Here is a 15,044-nt window from a genome sequence, read left to right as displayed (position 1 = left end):
AAGCCTATATGTCACCTTAGCTACTGTAGTTTAAGAACTTGTGGCTCAACTTCTTGCACTGCAGTAGATTCGGTATGGTTAACCCGTGTAGTCATTTCCTGCCGAGTTGCCGCACTTTGTCCGATACGTTCTTCATGGCCGCAGGTAACGCAGTCTCTCAACTGCTCATCTGCCTCTCCATCCTCTGGGATATGGATACGAACGCTATCTTGAGCACCACATTTTGGGCAGACAATGCCAGCAATAAACCTAACCTTCATCACTGGCTCCTTGGCTTAACTTCTGATTGTCTGCGTGAGCCAACCCTTTGTTGCGCATTAATGCGTCTACACTAGGTTCGCGCCCCATAAATTTGGTGAACAGAGCCATGGCGTCCCGACTGCCTCCTTGACCAGTTATATCCAGCCAAAGTGCTGCACCAGTGTTTGGGTTAAAAATACCCTCATCTTCAAATCGGCTAAAGACATCTGCAGCCAACACTTCTGCCCACAAGTAGCTGTAGTACCCGGATGCATAGCCACCAGCAAAAATGTGAGCAAAGCCATGTTGAAAACGATTCCACTCTGGTGCTTTTACAACTGCTACTTCTTTGCGCACAGCATTCAACACTGATTGTATGGGTTGGGGCGCAACTGGGTTGTAGTTCATATGTAATCGCAAATCAAATAAGGCAAATTCTAGTTGCCGCATGACAAACATGCCCGCTTGAAAGTTTTTTGCTGCTAACATTTTTTGCAATAAGTCTTCTGGCAAGCCATTGCCTGTTTGGTAGTGCTTAGCAAACAAACGTAATGACTCTTCCTGCCAACACCAGTTTTCTAATAGTTGGCTGGGTAATTCCACTGCGTCCCATGCCACACCATTGATGCCAGCAACACCTGCAACGTCAATGTTGGTCATCATATGATGTAAGCCATGGCCAAATTCATGGAACAAGGTGGTGGCTTCACCATGGGTCAGTAAAGCTGGCTTGCCCCCCAGTGGGGGTGCAAAGTTACATACTAGGTAAGCTACAGGTAGTTGTAGTTCACCGTTGGCTTTAAACTGGCGGTTACGGCATTCATCCATCCATGCACCACCACGTTTATGCTCTCGTGCATAAAGATCAAAATAAAAATAACCAATGGCTTTACCTGCATGAGCCACTTTATAAAAACCTACATCTTGGTGCCAAGTACTCACCCCTGTGCAGGGCGTCACTTCAATGCCATAAATACGTTTAACAACATCAAATAACCCGGCCTGCACTTGTGGTAATGCAAAATAAGGCTTGAGCTCTTCTTGGGATAAGTGGTAGCGGTTTTGACGCAGTTTTTCACTGTAATAAGCTACATCCCATGCTGCCATTGGCGTGGGCCCACCTGACTCGGTGGCGAATTTTTGTAACTGTTGCATGTCTGCTTCAGCTTGTGGTTTACACCCTTTTGCGAGGTCTGATAAAAACATTTCAACTGCTCGCCCAGAGTCTGCCATTTTGGTAGCGACCGAATAATCTGCATAGTGATCAAACCCTACAAGATTAGCCACCTTATGCCGTAAACCTATCAGCTCTTGCATCACCTGAGTATTATCAAACTGCCCACCATAGGGCCCTTGATCAGACGCTCGAGTATTGAAGGCTTGATATATTTCTTGCCTAAGGTCACTTTTCTCTGCAAAGGTCATGACTGAGTGATAACAAGAAAAATCTAGTTTTAACAGATACCCATCTAAGCCCTTAGATTTAGCTGTTTCCTGAGCCTGCTGCAAGGCCGATTCAGGCAGTCCGAGTAAGTGCTTACTATTTTTTATATGCTTGCTCCAAGCTTCTGTAGCATCCATTAGGTGATTTGAAAACCGTGTGGAAAGCTCCGCCATCTGTTGTTTTAGCTGGCCATACTCTTTTTGCTTTTGCGGGTTTAATGCGACTCCAGCTAGCTTGAAATCTCTTATTTGAAGTTTCACAAACTGCTGCTTTGGTTGGCTTAGCTGGTTAAAGTCATCACTTTTTAACAGGTCCACAAAAGCCAAATACAGCGCCTTATTTTGCCCCATCTGTGTGGCATAGGCGGTCAGTTTTGGCAGACACTCATCAAAAGCTGCTCTTATATCATCTCTATTACTTACCCCATGTAAATGGCTTAGCGGCCCCCACAGCTGATCAACTTCATCACCCAACTGTTCCAAGGCTGGTACCAACCGGTTATAGTTTGGGGTATCTTGGTTTTTTAACAGTTGTTCAATAGCCTGCTGGTTGTTTATTAGCTTCTTATCTAATTTTGCAGCCAACCCGGTCGGGTCCATTGAAGCAAAGTCTGGCAGTAGTAATACATCTTGTAAGGAAGGAAAGGTCATAGTGGCTCATCGATTGTTTTGTATCTTAGTGGGGTTATAATAGTGCCTCTTTTACTAATACCCAACGTTTTGCTGCAAATTAGGAACAACAATGTCTATTCGACCCCTTAAACACGTCACCCCTCAGATTAATTCGAGTGCATTTGCAGACGCAGAGTGCATTATTATAGGTGATGTTCATATTGGCGCAGACTCATCTATTTGGCCCTACAGCGTGGTCCGTGGCGATGTAAATCATATTCGAATTGGTCACTCTACCAGTATTCAAGATGGGTCAATTTTACATGTTACCCATAAAAGTGCTCACAACCCAGCAGGGCATCCATTAATTATCGGAGACCAGGTCACAGTGGGGCATCGTACTATATTACATGGCTGCACCATCGGTAATCGAGTATTAGTCGGTATGGGCAGTACTATTATGGATGACGTAGTGGTGGATGACGATGTTATGATCGCCGCTAACAGCCTAGTTACCCCAGGTAAAAGGCTAGTGAGTGGCTTTTTATATGCCGGCAGCCCTGCAAGGCAAAAACGCCCCTTAACTGATGCTGAGCTCTCAAGCCTGACCTATATGGCTAATAATTATGTAAATCTTAAAAATCAGTACTTAGCACAGGAAAACCCATGAGCAATCCATACCATAAAGACTACCCCATCTCTTGGGAAGAACTACACCGCAACGCCCGTGCCCTAGCTTGGCGCTTATTGGGTCAAGGGCCATGGGAGGGTATTATTGCCATCACCCGCGGAGGCCTAGTACCTGCGGCTATCATTGCCCGCGAGCTAGACATTCGCTTAATTGATACTATTTGTATTTCTAGCTATGGCCAGCTTGAGGCCGGTGTGGAGGCTAGCGATCAAGGCCAGCTTAAGTTACTAAAAGGTTTTGATGGTGACGGTGAGGGGTTTTTACTTATTGATGACCTTGTCGATACGGGCAAGACAGCAACAGCCGTGCGTGCCCTAGTCCCTAAAGCTACTTTTGCCACTGTGTATGCGAAGCCAGCTGGCAAACCCGCAGTAGATATGTACATTACGGAAGTAAGCCAAGACACTTGGATTCGTTTCCCGTGGGATATGGCGCACAGCTTTGCTACACCGATTGCAGACCTGCAAGACTAAACATCATGGCTTAGCCAACAGGAACCGCCGTGACGCAATTTTTATACTTATCCACCGTATTTATCTGGGGCACTACCTGGATCGCCATTCATTGGCAATTAGGTGACGTTGCAATTCTTACCTCAGTATTTTACCGCTTTACGATAGCAGCAGCAATTATGCTGGCATTGGTGCTTCTTAGCGGTCGCTTGCAAGCCACAAGCAAGCAAGACCATGGGTTTATGGTCCTGCAAGGCATGTGTATGTTTTCTCTAAACTTTGTGTGTGTTTATACTGCAGGTTTAGACATATCAAGTGGCTTACTGGCGGTTATTTTTTCTGCCTCAACCCTATTTAATGCCGTTAACAGCCGTATTTTTTGGGGAGAAAGACCAACCCGTGTAGTATTTGCTGCAAGCATTATAGGCATTGCTGGCCTTAGCTTAATGTTTTGGCCAGAGTTAAAGGCTGATTCGGCCAAAGGGGTGAATTTAGGCAGCATTGGATTTGCCTTTCTAGGCACATCTTTATTTTCTCTTGGTAACATGATCTCAGTAAGGCATAACAAAAAAGGCCTAAAACCCTTTACTAGCAGCGCTTATGCCATGTTTTATGGGGCTCTATTTTTAGCCGCCTTATTAATTATTACTGGTACACCATTAACCTGGGACTCGCAGCCCCATTATCTTGGTAGTCTACTTTACTTAGCAATTATAGGCACTGTTGCAGGGTTCACAGCCTATCTTTCCCTCGTAGGCCGGATTGGCGCCAACAAAGCTGCCTATGCTACGGTCATGTTCCCAGTAGTGGCTCTGGGCTTGTCAACTGTATTTGAGGGCTATGCCTGGAGTCTTAGTAGTGCCTGTGGTTTAGGCTTTGTATTGCTTGGGAATGGGCTTGTTTTGGGTATTAAACTGCCTTTTTTTGCACGCTCCAAAGCTTAGGCGATCAACACCAACAGTGCTCGAGAGGTCTAGCATAGCCCGTTGCCTCGTATGTAAAGCAGCAGTAAGTCGCTTGGGTTAATCTTGGCTCTTGAGCCACTCAAGGACCTCTGAGGCGTTCTCACTTGAGGGAAACACCGGGTAAAAGACCTTACAGATGCGCCCCTGTTTAAGGATAAGGGTGATGCGCTTGTATAACTCCATACTGGCTACTTCAAATGTGGGAAGATGCAAAGCTGATTTCAGCGTCAATTGGTTGTCACTTAGTAGTTCGAATGGCAGGTGCAACCTTTGCTGGGCTTCAATTTGATAGGCATTCGCCTGGACACTCAAACCAAATACATGGGCATGAAGCTGCTGCAGTTGTGCATAATGATCTCTAAAGCTACACGACTGAGGGGTGCAGCCCCTTGCCCCTGGAATGTCATCCCAGCCCTCAGGTAGTGGCACATCGGGTCGCCCTGTCATAGGGTAGACATAAACCACTACATAATTATGTATCTGGGCCAAATTAACCCACTCTTGGTTAGTCCCAAGCAGACTCCCGGGGGGCCACTGCCTGCCGTACAAATGGTCACTTAGTCCATCATCTTTTGGCGCTGGCAAATGGTCTGGTAAGTTAGTGAGCTGCATCAGTATTTCTCTTATGAGTTGGCTATAGGCTCAATACTATACAGGGGTTGGGGTTAGGTCTATGCAGATTGTAATGCTAACCATTTATACATCAAGAGGGCATCGACATAACCTAAGCTTGGGTGCAAAAAGGCTTTTGGTAGACGGCCCACTTGTTCAAACCCTAACTTGTGCCATAGCTTTATCGCGCCTTTATTAGTCACTGCAACAAAATTAAACTGCATCGCTTTATAGCCTAAAACACTGGCTTGTTTTTGTGAATGTTTACACATAAAAGACGCTATGCCCCGCCCTCTTGCCCCAACTGAGACCATATAACCACAGTTACACACATGAGACCCTGGGCCTGCCTGGTTGGTCTTGATGAAGTAAGTGCCAACAATAATGCCGGCTTCTTCGACCACATAGGTCTTCCGCGGGGCTTCTAGCCATATTTTTTCAGCTTGCACCTTGCTAGTGTCTCTTGGGTAGGCATAGGTTTCACCCGCCTTAACGATGTGATGAAAAATAGGCCAGATCCCATCAAAATCACCATCAATAACTTCTCGGATATTCATTGTGTTGAATCCTAAGTGAAATAGCGCTTGTTTTAGGGTTATTAAAGAAGTTTACATCTGTAGCTTTCGCCAGATCAATTATAAAGGTAAAATTATAGTGATTTTTTCCACTGGACAGATACCATGGGCAGAGCCTACCAAAACAAAAAGTTAGACATCGCCAAAACATCTGACGCTAAAGCTAAGGTGTATAGCAAATACGGCCGTGAAATTTACGTTTGTGCAAAATCTGGTGGTGTGGAACCCGATGGTAACTTGGCGCTTCGCACCCTCATCGATAAGGCCAAAAAAGATCAAGTGCCTAGCCACGTGATCGATAAGGCATTAGAAAAAGCCAAAGGTGGTGGCGGTGAAGACTACTCCACCGCGCGTTATGAAGGTTATGGCCCGGGCAATGCTATGGTGATTGTTGAGTGCCTAACAGACAATCCAAACCGTACTTTTGGTGACGTACGCCTATGCTTCACTAAAACTAAGTGCAAAATTGGTACCTCAGGTAGTGTAGGCCACATGTTTGATCATAGTGCTATTTTTGTATTTGACGGTGATGACGAAGATGCCGTACTGGAAGCGCTAATGGAAGCCGACGTAGATGTGACCGACGTTGAATGTGAGGATGGTAAGACGACTGTATTTGCACCTAACACTGAGTACAACAAAACCAAGCAAGCGCTCATCGATACTTTAGGTAACGATGAAGGTAAGTTTGAGTTTGAAGTGGATGAGATCCAATTCATCCCACAAAATACGAGCCCAATAACGGGTGATGACGCAGCAATGTTTGAAACTTTTTTAGACATGCTGACAGACCTTGATGACGTACAAAACATTTATCACAGCGCCGAGCTTAGTTAAACAGCACCTCAGGTATCATCCAATGCAGCCGCCACTGCGCTTTGAGCGTGAATGGCGGTAGTGTCGTAAAGGGGAACTGAAGTCTCAGCTTGTTTAACCAGCAAAGTGATTTCTGTGCAGCCTAAAATAACGGCTTGAGCACCTTGATTATATAAATCTTGAATCACCTCAAGGTAGTAACGCTTAGACTGCTTGTTAATGTTACCCAGGCACAGTTCTTTGTAGATCACCTCATGAACCTTCTGTTGCTGCTCTGCATTTGGCGTAATCACCTGGATGCCAAATCCTTGAGTCAAACGTCCTTGGTAAAAATCCTGCTGCATAGTAAACCCAGTGCCCAGCAACCCAACTTTAGTAATGCCATCCGCTAACAGTTTGTTAGCTGTAGCGTCGGCTATATGCAATAGGGGAATATTCACCGCTGCCTGAACTTCTGGAGCAACCTTGTGCATGGTGTTGGTACAAATTAAAAAAAGATCCGCGCCACCCGCTTCTACTGCTTCAGCCGCCTTGGCTAAAATGTCTGCTGTTTGTTGCCATTTGCCTTGATGCTGTAATTGCTCAATTTCGTAAAAATCTACACTATATAGACAAATTTTAGCACTATGTAGGCCACCTAAACTTTCCCTAACCCCTTGATTAATAGCGCTGTAATAGAGACTTGTAGATTCCCAACTCATACCGCCTATAAGGCCAATCGTTTTCATAGAATAGTGCTCTGGTGACGCACAAAGAGTATTGTTAGGTAGGCAACGATCATTAGATTGACCTTCGTAATGCCTGCAAGACCTCTGCAGTGGGCGGTAAAACGCCACGCCATAACCTGAAGGATTGAGCGGCTTGTTCAACTAACATGCCCAAACCATCGTCTGCTTGCTCTGCGCCTTGCTCGATCGCCCATGCATTGAACACTGTAGTATCGGCAGAGTACATCATGTCGTAGCAGCGGGTGCTGGGGTTAATTAATCCACCAGGTAACGCAGGGAGGTCACCCGCTAAGCTTGCCGAAGTACCGTTAATAATCCAATCAAATGAGCCTTGAAGTTGCGCCATAGGGCAAGCACTAATGTTGCCTAGGTCTGTAAAAGATTCAGCCAGTTGTTCAGCCTTACTGTGGGTTCGGTTAGCCACAACTATAGCCAGTGGTTGTTGTGCAAGGAGGGGTTGCAGTATTCCTCTAACAGCGCCACCTGCGCCTATAACTAAAATTCGTTTGGCTGTTAATTCTCCTCCTAGATTGCTGCAGATGTCACGGACTAAACCCATTCCGTCTGTATTTTCAGCCACTAACTGCCCTTGTTCATTTAAATAAAGGGTGTTGGCGGCCTCCGCTTTTTGCGCAGCTGGGCTTAGCATTTGCGCCATAGCAAAAGCTCGTTGCTTAAAAGGTACCGTTATATTCAGGCCTTTGCCACCAGAAGCAAAAAACGCCGTCACGGTGCGCTCGAACTCGTCGTCTAATACTAGCTGCGCTTGGTAGTTCAGGTGTTGGTGGGTGGCATGCGCAAATGCCTTATGAATACTAGGGGATTTACTTTGATGAATAGGGTTACCAAACACACGATACTGATGGATAGGCATGAGCTACTCCAGCCAATCTTTGGCAGGTAAAAAATCCCGCCCTAGTATGGCCTCTTCTGAATGTTCATCGATTTGGTAATCATAGCTCCAGCGGACTTCGCTTGGCAGAGACATGAGAATAGACTCCGTACGACCCCCCGTTTGTAAACCAAACAAGGTGCCTCGGTCATATACTAAATTGAATTCCACATATCGCCCACGGCGGTGTAACTGGAAATCTCGTTGTCGCTCGCCATATGCCATATCCTTACGACGCTCAATAATGGGCCCATAGGCCCTAAGGTAGCTATCACCTACACTTTGCATAATAGCAAAGGCGGTATCGAAGTCAGGATCATTGAGGTCATCAAAAAACAGCCCTCCCACACCACGAGCTTCTTGGCGATGAGGAATATAAAAATACTCATCACACCAGTTTTTCAATCGTGGGTAAAGGGCTTCGCCAAAAGGATCACAAGCGGCTTTGGCAGCTGCGTGCCAATGACGACAGTCTTCTTGATTACCATAATAGGGGGTTAAGTCATAACCGCCCCCGAACCACCAAACAGGGTCCTCTCCTGGCTTTTCGGCAACAAAAAACCTTACATTTGCATGAGATGTCGGTGCATAGGGGTTTCGAGGGTGAATGACTAACGAGACACCCATGGCCTGAAAGCTACGCCCAGCTAGTTCTGGCCTATGGGCGGTAGCGGATGCTGGCATTGAGTCTCCCATCACATGGGAGAAATTTACCCCTCCCTTTTCTATCACACTGCCACCTGACAAAACACGGCTAATGCCACCACCACCAGCTTCTCGCTGCCATTCGTCAGCAATGAATTGGGCTCCACCATCGAGTTCTTGCAAGGCATTACATATAGTTTGCTGCAGGCCAAGGAGGTATGTTTTTACTGCATTAATATCGACGTTAGACACTAAATATTCCTTAAATATTGCTTTATGCTGGACGAATTATTTGTCCTGATGCTAAATCTTTCACTTCGCTTGGTTGTTTATTCTGGCCTAACTCACCGTTAACCACATAATCAATTTGATCCCCAAAAGCCTGCGTTATGTGCAAACGGCTCTTGGCGGGCTCACCTCCAGCTAAGTTAGCAGAAGTAGACACTATTGGCCCGTTAAACTGGTCACATAGCGCTGAAACTAAAGGGTGGGCCGATACCCTCAATGCCACACTTGAGTGCCGGCCCTTAATCCAGGGTGGCACCCAAGATTGTGGATCTGCCATCAACCATGTCGTTGGGCCCGGCCAAGATTCATTAAGCTGCTCAATTTGTTGTGCTGTTAAGCCTTCTATTAAAGGCTGAAACTGAGCCCATTGCGATGCAACTAAAATTAGCCCCTTGTGCATAGATCGCTGTTTTAGTTTAAGTATTTTACCCACAGCCGACTCATTCCACGGGTCACACCCTAAGCCCCACACCGCTTCGGTAGGATAGGCAATGACACCCCCTGCAGTTAACGTTTGTGTGGCGTAATCTAGATGCTGATCGATGGTTCCCATAACGTTCCTAAGCAGTGTGCCTAAAGCACTTTTTCATAACCACCGCCCGTCAGTCTCACCAGGCCAAGTAACTCTAATTCTACCAATTGAGCTGCAACAACATTATACGGCTGAGCCAATTGAGTGCAAAGTATATCAACTGGCACAGGGTCATAGCCAAAAACTCCTAGCAATATTTGCAATTCTTTTGCAAGATCCAAGGAATCTTCCTGCATTGAATGATCTTGAGGTTGATAGCGCATGACAAAGGGCTTTAGTTGAGGTGCTAATTCTGCCAATACCTGTTGTGGTTGGTCCACTAACAGAGCCCCATTACGGATCAGTTGGTGGCACCCTTGGGCTTGGGCATTGTGTACACTTGAGGGCAAGGCAAAAACCTCTCGTCCCTGTTCTAGGGCAGTTTTGGCAGTAATCAGAGAGCCACTTCGAAGCGCCGCTTCTACCACTAATACCCCCATACTCAGCCCACTTATGATGCGATTACGCTCTGGAAATCGGTAGGCTAAGGGTCTGGCCATAAGTGGCCAAGGCGACATCAATAGTCCACCGCGAGCAAAAATACGTTGTGCTAGTGGTTGATGCTGGGTGGGGTAGATATGCCCTAACCCAGACCCAAGTACCGCAATAGTATCAGCTTGGGCATCTAAAGCCCCTTGGTGACAAGCACCATCAATGCCCAGAGCCAAGCCACTGACAATAGTTAAGCCGCTAGCGCCCAAGCTGCCAGCAAACATTTTAGCCAACGTCATGCCATTGGCTGTGGCCCTGCGTGCACCTACCATGGCAATACAAGGTTCATTGAGTAGACTTCTGCGCCCCTGCAACCATAAAAATGCAGGAGGATGGTGAATAGCTTTTAAGGCATCGGGATAGCTCACGTCATCATGCAAGAGCAAAAAGGCGTCATTATCTTCTACCCATTGCAGTTGCGTTGCTAGGCTAAGCTGCAACGACACAGACGTTAACCGAGCTAGACTGTGACTTTGAGTGGAATTTAAAATAGAGCCTAACTGGGGTGACCCTTGTTGCTCCAAAACAGTAGGTCCATAGCCATAAAGTTGAGCCAAGTCAGAGCCTTGTTTAAAGGTTAAGTTAAGTTCACTAAGCGCAAGCCAAGCTAAATGATGATCATCCATAATCATTCCATTACTAAAGGCAGATAGTGGTATAATTTTAGTTAATAAACTCATTTTTGCGTCAGCAATCCACCGGCCTGCTGCGCCAAACCATAACGAACACAGAATCCCATGGCACTATTACCTATTTTAGAATTTCCAGATCCGCGTTTGCGCAAAGTTGCAGTGAATGTAGAGCACATTAACGAAGACACTCGCCGACTAGCCAAAGACATGCTTGAAACCATGTATCATGCACCAGGCATAGGTTTAGCAGCATCACAGGTAAATGTGCATCAACGCATTGTGGTGATTGATGTGAGTGACGATGGTGACGAGCCACGGGTGCTTATAAATCCTAGTTGGGAGCCGTTGACCGAAGAAATGCAAAACTACCAAGAAGGCTGCCTTTCAGTGCCTGAGTTTTATGACGACGTTGCACGGTATAGCAAAATTCAGCTCAGCGCTTTTGATGAGCATGGTGAACCTATTTCAGAACAGGCTGAAGGGTTGTTTGCAGTATGCATTCAACATGAGCTAGACCACCTAAATGGTAAATTGTTTGTGGATTATCTTTCCCGCCTTAAACGGGATCGAATCCGTAAAAAGCTCGAAAAAAAGCACCGAGAGGATGCAAAAGACGCACTATACGAAGCTAAGGTTAAAATGGAAGCTGAAGCGTGAGTCAACAGGGCTTGAGGGTTTTATTTGCAGGCACACCAGACTTTGCAGCCCAACATTTACAAGCATTACTAAATAGCAAACACCAGGTGGTCGCTGTTTACAGTCAGCCAGATCGTCCTGCGGGCCGTGGCCGAAAGCTAGCGGCTAGTCCAGTGAAGGCCCTCGCCCTAAAACATACGATAGAAATACAACAACCGTTGAGCCTAAAAGATCCAGAAGCCCAGACTATATTAGCCAACTATAATGCTGACATTATGGTGGTTGTAGCTTACGGATCACTGCTTCCTCAGGTGGTTTTAGACACCCCTGCCTTGGGCTGTATTAATGTGCACGGTTCCTTACTTCCCCGCTGGCGAGGCGCCGCGCCTATTCAACGAGCCTTATTAGCGGGTGACGCAACATCTGGTGTAACCGTAATGCAAATGGAAGCTGGCCTAGATACTGGGCCTATGTTGCTTAAATCAGAAGTTGCCATCGCTCCAACTGACACCAGCGCCAGCTTGTATGACAAGTTGGCAGTTGTTGGCTGTAGCAGCCTTGTAGAGGTGCTAGATAGCCTACAAAATTCAGCACTCACTGCACAGGTTCAAGACAACAATAAAGCCAACTATGCTACCAAGCTAGCCAAAGCCGAAGGTGCAATCAATTGGCAGCAAAGTGCCCAGCAGATAAGCCTGCAAGTGCGTGGCCTTAACCCATGGCCAGTCGCCTTCAGTGATTGGCAAGATAACCGCCTGCGAATCTGGATGGCTTACGCCATAGAAACCCCTAGCAACCATCCCGTGGGCACTTTAGTGGCTCTGGATAAGACAGGTTTAGAAGTGGCTTGTGGTACTGGCCACCTTAAAATTACTCAATTACAGTGGCCAGGCAGCAAAGCCCTAACTCAAAGCGAACTGATGAACTTAAAACAAAAAATGATTCTTGGTGAAGCCTTTACTAGCACTAGGGTAGAAAAATAGTATGGCAAATCCACGTTTACTTGCCGCCCAAGCCCTCACGGCTGTGTTATGTCATCAAGGTTCTCTAGCTTCTAGCTTACCTAAGGCATTAGAAGCAGCAGAGCATGGTGATCGAGCTCTAATTCAACAATTATGCTATGGCACCTGCAGGCACTTTCCACAATTAGAACTTATTGCAGAGCAGCTGTTACACAAACCCATGAAAGCCCAAGATCAGGATATTTATGCACTAATTCTTATGGGTTTATACCAGATAAAAGCTATGCGGACACCAGACTATGCTGCGGTAGATGCTACTGTGCAAGCAGCAAAGGCGAGCGGTAAGCGCTGGGCAGACAAGCTCATCAACGGCGTATTGCGTTCCTATATCCGTGGTGGCGAAGAGTTAGCGGAAGTCCTGAATGAACACGATGCATATCGATACAATCATCCACAGTGGCTCATTTCAAAACTGAGTCATCACTGGCCAGATGATTGGCAAGAAATTTTGGCTGCTAATGACCCGCAAGGGGCCCTCACCTTGCGCGTTAATACTCGCAAGATTAGCCGTGACGATTACCTAGTGGCCTTAGCCGAAGCAGGCCACCCAGCTAATGCTTGTCTATATAGTCACGTTGGTGTGCAGCTAGAGAAAGCCTGTGATGTCATTCAATTACCAGGCTTTGAAGAAGGCTGGTTTAGTGTCCAAGATGAAGCGCCACAACTGTGTGTAGGGTTGCTAGAGCTAGATCACGGCCACCGTGTGTTAGATGCGTGTGCCGCGCCAGGGGGTAAAACCTGCCACTTACTAGAAGCACAAGATGTTGCTGTTGTGGCCGTTGAGCTAGCGGAGCGGCGCATTGGGCGAATGAAAGATAACCTATTTCGTATGGACTTGCAGGCAGAAATCCTCTGTGCAGATGCTAGTGAGCCGAATCAATGGTGGGATGGCGAGCCTTTTGATCGAATTTTACTTGATGCACCTTGCTCAGCTACGGGTGTAATTCGCCGCAATCCTGACATCAAAATGCTCCGCACTAGCGAAGATATTTTAGAACTTGTTCAGTTGCAACTCAAGCTCCTCAATAATTTATGGCCTTTATTGAAGCCAGGTGGCTACTTACTTTACGCCACATGCTCTGTACTGCGTCAAGAAAATGATCGCCTTGTGTCGCGTTTTTTAAAGCAACAAAAACAAGCTGAACATTGTGTTATTGATGCAGATTGGGGTATAAAATTAGATGTTGGTCGCCAACTATTTCCTAATCCAGCAAGTCACGATGGCTTTTACTATGCCAAACTCCACAAGCCGCTTTAATAGTTACAACCATGATGGTAGATTCTGCCATGTGTTCTGCTATCATGGAGTCCATAAAACGCTCTCGAGGCAATTTGCTCTAGTATGAAAATCATCATTCTTGGTGCAGGTCAGGTTGGCCGCACTCTTGCTGAAAACTTGGCTAACGAAGCCAATGATGTGACCATGGTGGACCAAGATGCTGGCCACTTAAAAGACTTACAAGATCGCCTTGATATCCGCACTGTGCGCGGTCACGCATGCCTTCCCAATATTTTGGCTAACGCCGGCGCCGAAGACGCCGACATGCTGGTAGCTGTAACCAACAGCGACGAAGTCAACATGGTTGCCTGCCAAATTGCTAAAACCATGTTCCAAACACCTACTATTATTAGCCGTATCCGTGAACATCAATATTTGTTACAGCGCGAAGCTTTATTTAAAGAAGAGCCAAGAGCGTTTCCCATAGACGTTATCATCAGTCCAGAGAAGCTGGTTACTGCTCACGTTCAGCGACTCATAGAAAACCCAACAGCCCTGCAGGTACTTGATTTTGCTAAAGGTAAAGTACAATTAGTGGCTGTAACTGCATGCCATGGCGGCCCATTAGTTGGTAAGCCCGTATCTGATTTACGTAGCCACATGCCAAACGTAGACACTCGAGTTGCTGCTATTTTTCGCAATGACAAGGCCATCGTGCCTTCAGGAAAAACCCACATTCACGTTGATGACGAAGTCTTCTTTATCGCTGCTAAACCCGATATTAGTAAGGTGATGAGCGAACTTCGTCGACTGGAAAAGCCCTATAAACGCATCATGATTGCAGGTGGTGGTAATATTGGTGCCCGGTTAGCCAGAAATTTACGCAAACATTTTCGGGTTAAAGTAATTGAGCGCGGCTTAGAGCGCTGTGAGCATCTAGCCGACATTCTAGACGATGTCATTATCCTGCATGGCAGTGCGTCAGACAGAGATTTATTAGTCGAAGAAAACATTGAATCTACGGATGTTTTTTGTGCGTTAACTAACGACGACGAAGCTAATATTATGGCATCTATGTTGGCTAAACGCCTAGGCGTGCGCACAGTAATGACCTTAATAAGCAATCCGGCCTATGTTGATCTTATAGAGGATGGCACCATCGACATCGCTATCTCTCCTCAACAAACCACCATAAGCAGCCTACTAACCCATGTACGCCGCGGCGATATTGTTAACGTTCACTCATTAAGGCGCGGAGCTGCAGAGGCTATTGAAGTGGTTGCTCATGGAGACTCAAAAACGTCTAAAGTTGTTGGCCGCTGTGTTGCCGACATTCCTCTGCCACAAGGAACCAGCTTTGGTGCCATTGTTCGTGGAGAAGACGTACTCATTGCACACCATGACACGGTAATAGAAAATGATGACCACTGCATTCTATTCTTAACAGATAGACACATGATTCATGATGTTGAGCGGTTATTTGCCGTGACCCTTGGATTCTTTTAGGCCTTAA

At 46.4% G+C, this 15,044-nt stretch carries 17 protein-coding genes; 8 read left to right on the top strand and 9 right to left on the bottom strand.

Going from position 1 to position 15,044, the window contains the following annotated elements; genetic code table 11:
• Nucleotides 1–20: 20 nt before the first annotated feature.
• Both ABXT60_RS00130 and ABXT60_RS00125 read right to left on the bottom strand, forming a co-directional pair.
• Complete coding sequence (locus ABXT60_RS00130; RefSeq protein ID WP_046484539.1) at nucleotides 21–260, bottom strand: YheV family putative metal-binding protein; 240 nt, start codon at nucleotides 258–260, stop codon at nucleotides 21–23.
• Nucleotides 250–2,334 carry a M3 family metallopeptidase gene (locus ABXT60_RS00125; RefSeq protein WP_443630762.1) on the bottom strand — a complete coding sequence of 695 codons (2,085 nt, stop codon included), beginning with the start codon at nucleotides 2,332–2,334 and terminating at the stop codon, nucleotides 250–252. The genes ABXT60_RS00130 and ABXT60_RS00125 overlap by 11 nt, the downstream gene beginning before the upstream one ends.
• Before the next feature lie 91 nt (nucleotides 2,335–2,425).
• On the opposite strand from ABXT60_RS00125, the gene ABXT60_RS00120 reads away from it, so the two are divergent.
• Genes ABXT60_RS00120 through ABXT60_RS00110 form a run of 3 tightly spaced genes read left to right on the top strand, consistent with a single transcriptional unit; the run spans nucleotide 2,426 to nucleotide 4,382 of the window.
• The gene (locus ABXT60_RS00120) at nucleotides 2,426–2,965 is read left to right on the top strand and encodes a gamma carbonic anhydrase family protein (protein WP_443630761.1); all 540 of its coding nucleotides are present in this window, start codon (nucleotides 2,426–2,428) and stop codon (nucleotides 2,963–2,965) included.
• Nucleotides 2,962–3,459 carry a xanthine phosphoribosyltransferase gene (gpt, locus tag ABXT60_RS00115; protein ID WP_443630760.1) on the top strand — a complete coding sequence of 166 codons (498 nt, stop codon included), beginning with the start codon at nucleotides 2,962–2,964 and terminating at the stop codon, nucleotides 3,457–3,459. Before ABXT60_RS00120 ends, gpt begins: the two co-directional genes overlap by 4 nt.
• 29 nt (nucleotides 3,460–3,488) lie before the next feature.
• Nucleotides 3,489–4,382 carry a DMT family transporter gene (locus ABXT60_RS00110; RefSeq protein WP_443630759.1) on the top strand — a complete coding sequence of 298 codons (894 nt, stop codon included), beginning with the start codon at nucleotides 3,489–3,491 and terminating at the stop codon, nucleotides 4,380–4,382.
• Between the two features lie 78 nt (nucleotides 4,383–4,460).
• On the opposite strand, the gene ABXT60_RS00105 is transcribed toward ABXT60_RS00110, so the two are convergent.
• Together ABXT60_RS00105 and ABXT60_RS00100 are read right to left on the bottom strand one after the other, a co-directional pair.
• Nucleotides 4,461–5,015, bottom strand: coding sequence for a peroxiredoxin (locus ABXT60_RS00105; RefSeq protein ID WP_443630758.1), 555 nt, complete (start codon nucleotides 5,013–5,015; stop codon nucleotides 4,461–4,463).
• A gap of 59 nt (nucleotides 5,016–5,074) precedes the next feature.
• On the bottom strand, nucleotides 5,075–5,572 hold the full coding sequence (locus ABXT60_RS00100; protein WP_443630757.1) for a GNAT family N-acetyltransferase: 498 nt from the start codon (nucleotides 5,570–5,572) through the stop codon (nucleotides 5,075–5,077).
• A 123-nt stretch (nucleotides 5,573–5,695) separates the two neighbouring features.
• Between ABXT60_RS00100 and ABXT60_RS00095 the strand changes: the two genes are divergently transcribed.
• Entirely contained in the window at nucleotides 5,696–6,427 is a 732-nt protein-coding gene (locus ABXT60_RS00095) for a YebC/PmpR family DNA-binding transcriptional regulator (protein WP_443630756.1), read from the top strand.
• Between the two features lie 8 nt (nucleotides 6,428–6,435).
• Here ABXT60_RS00095 and ABXT60_RS00090 read toward each other — a convergent pair whose 3' ends face one another.
• From ABXT60_RS00090 to dprA, 5 genes are read right to left on the bottom strand one after another with little or no spacing between them, the layout of a single operon-like run.
• Entirely contained in the window at nucleotides 6,436–7,134 is a 699-nt protein-coding gene (locus ABXT60_RS00090) for an aspartate/glutamate racemase family protein (protein ID WP_443630755.1), read from the bottom strand.
• Nucleotides 7,135–7,186: 52 nt separating this feature from the next.
• Entirely contained in the window at nucleotides 7,187–8,008 is an 822-nt protein-coding gene (gene aroE, locus ABXT60_RS00085) for a shikimate dehydrogenase (RefSeq protein WP_443630754.1), read from the bottom strand.
• 3 nt (nucleotides 8,009–8,011) lie between these two features.
• Nucleotides 8,012–8,923 (bottom strand): oxygen-dependent coproporphyrinogen oxidase, encoded by a 912-nt coding sequence (gene hemF, locus ABXT60_RS00080; RefSeq protein ID WP_443630753.1) that lies wholly within the window; start codon nucleotides 8,921–8,923, stop codon nucleotides 8,012–8,014.
• A gap of 22 nt (nucleotides 8,924–8,945) precedes the next feature.
• Complete coding sequence (locus ABXT60_RS00075; RefSeq protein WP_443630752.1) at nucleotides 8,946–9,512, bottom strand: L-threonylcarbamoyladenylate synthase; 567 nt, start codon at nucleotides 9,510–9,512, stop codon at nucleotides 8,946–8,948.
• Between the two features lie 20 nt (nucleotides 9,513–9,532).
• Nucleotides 9,533–10,648, bottom strand: a complete 1,116-nt coding sequence (gene dprA / locus ABXT60_RS00070) for a DNA-processing protein DprA (RefSeq protein WP_443630751.1) — start codon at nucleotides 10,646–10,648, stop codon at nucleotides 9,533–9,535.
• Between the two features lie 111 nt (nucleotides 10,649–10,759).
• Between dprA and def the strand changes: the two genes are divergently transcribed.
• The 4 genes from def (at nucleotide 10,760) to trkA (ending at nucleotide 15,037) form a co-directional block, all read left to right on the top strand.
• Nucleotides 10,760–11,311 (top strand): peptide deformylase, encoded by a 552-nt coding sequence (gene def, locus ABXT60_RS00065; RefSeq protein WP_443630750.1) that lies wholly within the window; start codon nucleotides 10,760–10,762, stop codon nucleotides 11,309–11,311.
• Nucleotides 11,308–12,273, top strand: a complete 966-nt coding sequence (gene fmt, locus ABXT60_RS00060) for a methionyl-tRNA formyltransferase (protein WP_443630749.1) — start codon at nucleotides 11,308–11,310, stop codon at nucleotides 12,271–12,273. Before def ends, fmt begins: the two co-directional genes overlap by 4 nt.
• A 1-nt stretch (nucleotide 12,274) precedes the next feature.
• A complete protein-coding gene (rsmB, locus tag ABXT60_RS00055; RefSeq protein WP_443630748.1) occupies nucleotides 12,275–13,570 on the top strand; it encodes a 16S rRNA (cytosine(967)-C(5))-methyltransferase RsmB in 1,296 nt (431 codons plus the stop codon).
• An 84-nt stretch (nucleotides 13,571–13,654) separates the two neighbouring features.
• Nucleotides 13,655–15,037: a Trk system potassium transporter TrkA gene (gene trkA / locus ABXT60_RS00050; RefSeq protein ID WP_046485302.1), complete on the top strand. Its 1,383-nt coding sequence runs from the start codon at nucleotides 13,655–13,657 to the stop codon at nucleotides 15,035–15,037.
• Nucleotides 15,038–15,044: the final 7 nt, after the last annotated feature.

Source organism: Candidatus Njordibacter sp. Uisw_056, from assembly GCF_047730085.1.
Classification (GTDB): domain Bacteria; phylum Pseudomonadota; class Gammaproteobacteria; order Pseudomonadales; family Balneatricaceae; genus Njordibacter.
This window is presented reverse-complemented; position numbering and strand designations above follow the sequence as displayed.

Bases quoted from the DNA above. Each gene is read 5' to 3' on its own strand.
- ABXT60_RS00130 (WP_046484539.1), bottom strand. From the start codon at position 260: ATGAAGGTTAGGTTTATTGCTGGCATTGTCTGCCCAAAATGTGGTGCT.
- ABXT60_RS00125 (WP_443630762.1), bottom strand. From the start codon at position 2,334: ATGACCTTTCCTTCCTTACAAGATGTATTACTACTGCCAGACTTTGCT.
- ABXT60_RS00120 (WP_443630761.1), top strand. From the start codon at position 2,426: ATGTCTATTCGACCCCTTAAACACGTCACCCCTCAGATTAATTCGAGT.
- gpt (WP_443630760.1), top strand. From the start codon at position 2,962: ATGAGCAATCCATACCATAAAGACTACCCCATCTCTTGGGAAGAACTA.
- ABXT60_RS00105 (WP_443630758.1), bottom strand. From the start codon at position 5,015: ATGCAGCTCACTAACTTACCAGACCATTTGCCAGCGCCAAAAGATGAT.
- ABXT60_RS00100 (WP_443630757.1), bottom strand. From the start codon at position 5,572: ATGAATATCCGAGAAGTTATTGATGGTGATTTTGATGGGATCTGGCCT.
- ABXT60_RS00095 (WP_443630756.1), top strand. From the start codon at position 5,696: ATGGGCAGAGCCTACCAAAACAAAAAGTTAGACATCGCCAAAACATCT.
- ABXT60_RS00090 (WP_443630755.1), bottom strand. From the start codon at position 7,134: ATGAAAACGATTGGCCTTATAGGCGGTATGAGTTGGGAATCTACAAGT.
- aroE (WP_443630754.1), bottom strand. From the start codon at position 8,008: ATGCCTATCCATCAGTATCGTGTGTTTGGTAACCCTATTCATCAAAGT.
- ABXT60_RS00075 (WP_443630752.1), bottom strand. From the start codon at position 9,512: ATGGGAACCATCGATCAGCATCTAGATTACGCCACACAAACGTTAACT.
- dprA (WP_443630751.1), bottom strand. From the start codon at position 10,648: ATGGATGATCATCATTTAGCTTGGCTTGCGCTTAGTGAACTTAACTTA.
- def (WP_443630750.1), top strand. From the start codon at position 10,760: ATGGCACTATTACCTATTTTAGAATTTCCAGATCCGCGTTTGCGCAAA.
- rsmB (WP_443630748.1), top strand. From the start codon at position 12,275: ATGGCAAATCCACGTTTACTTGCCGCCCAAGCCCTCACGGCTGTGTTA.
- trkA (WP_046485302.1), top strand. From the start codon at position 13,655: ATGAAAATCATCATTCTTGGTGCAGGTCAGGTTGGCCGCACTCTTGCT.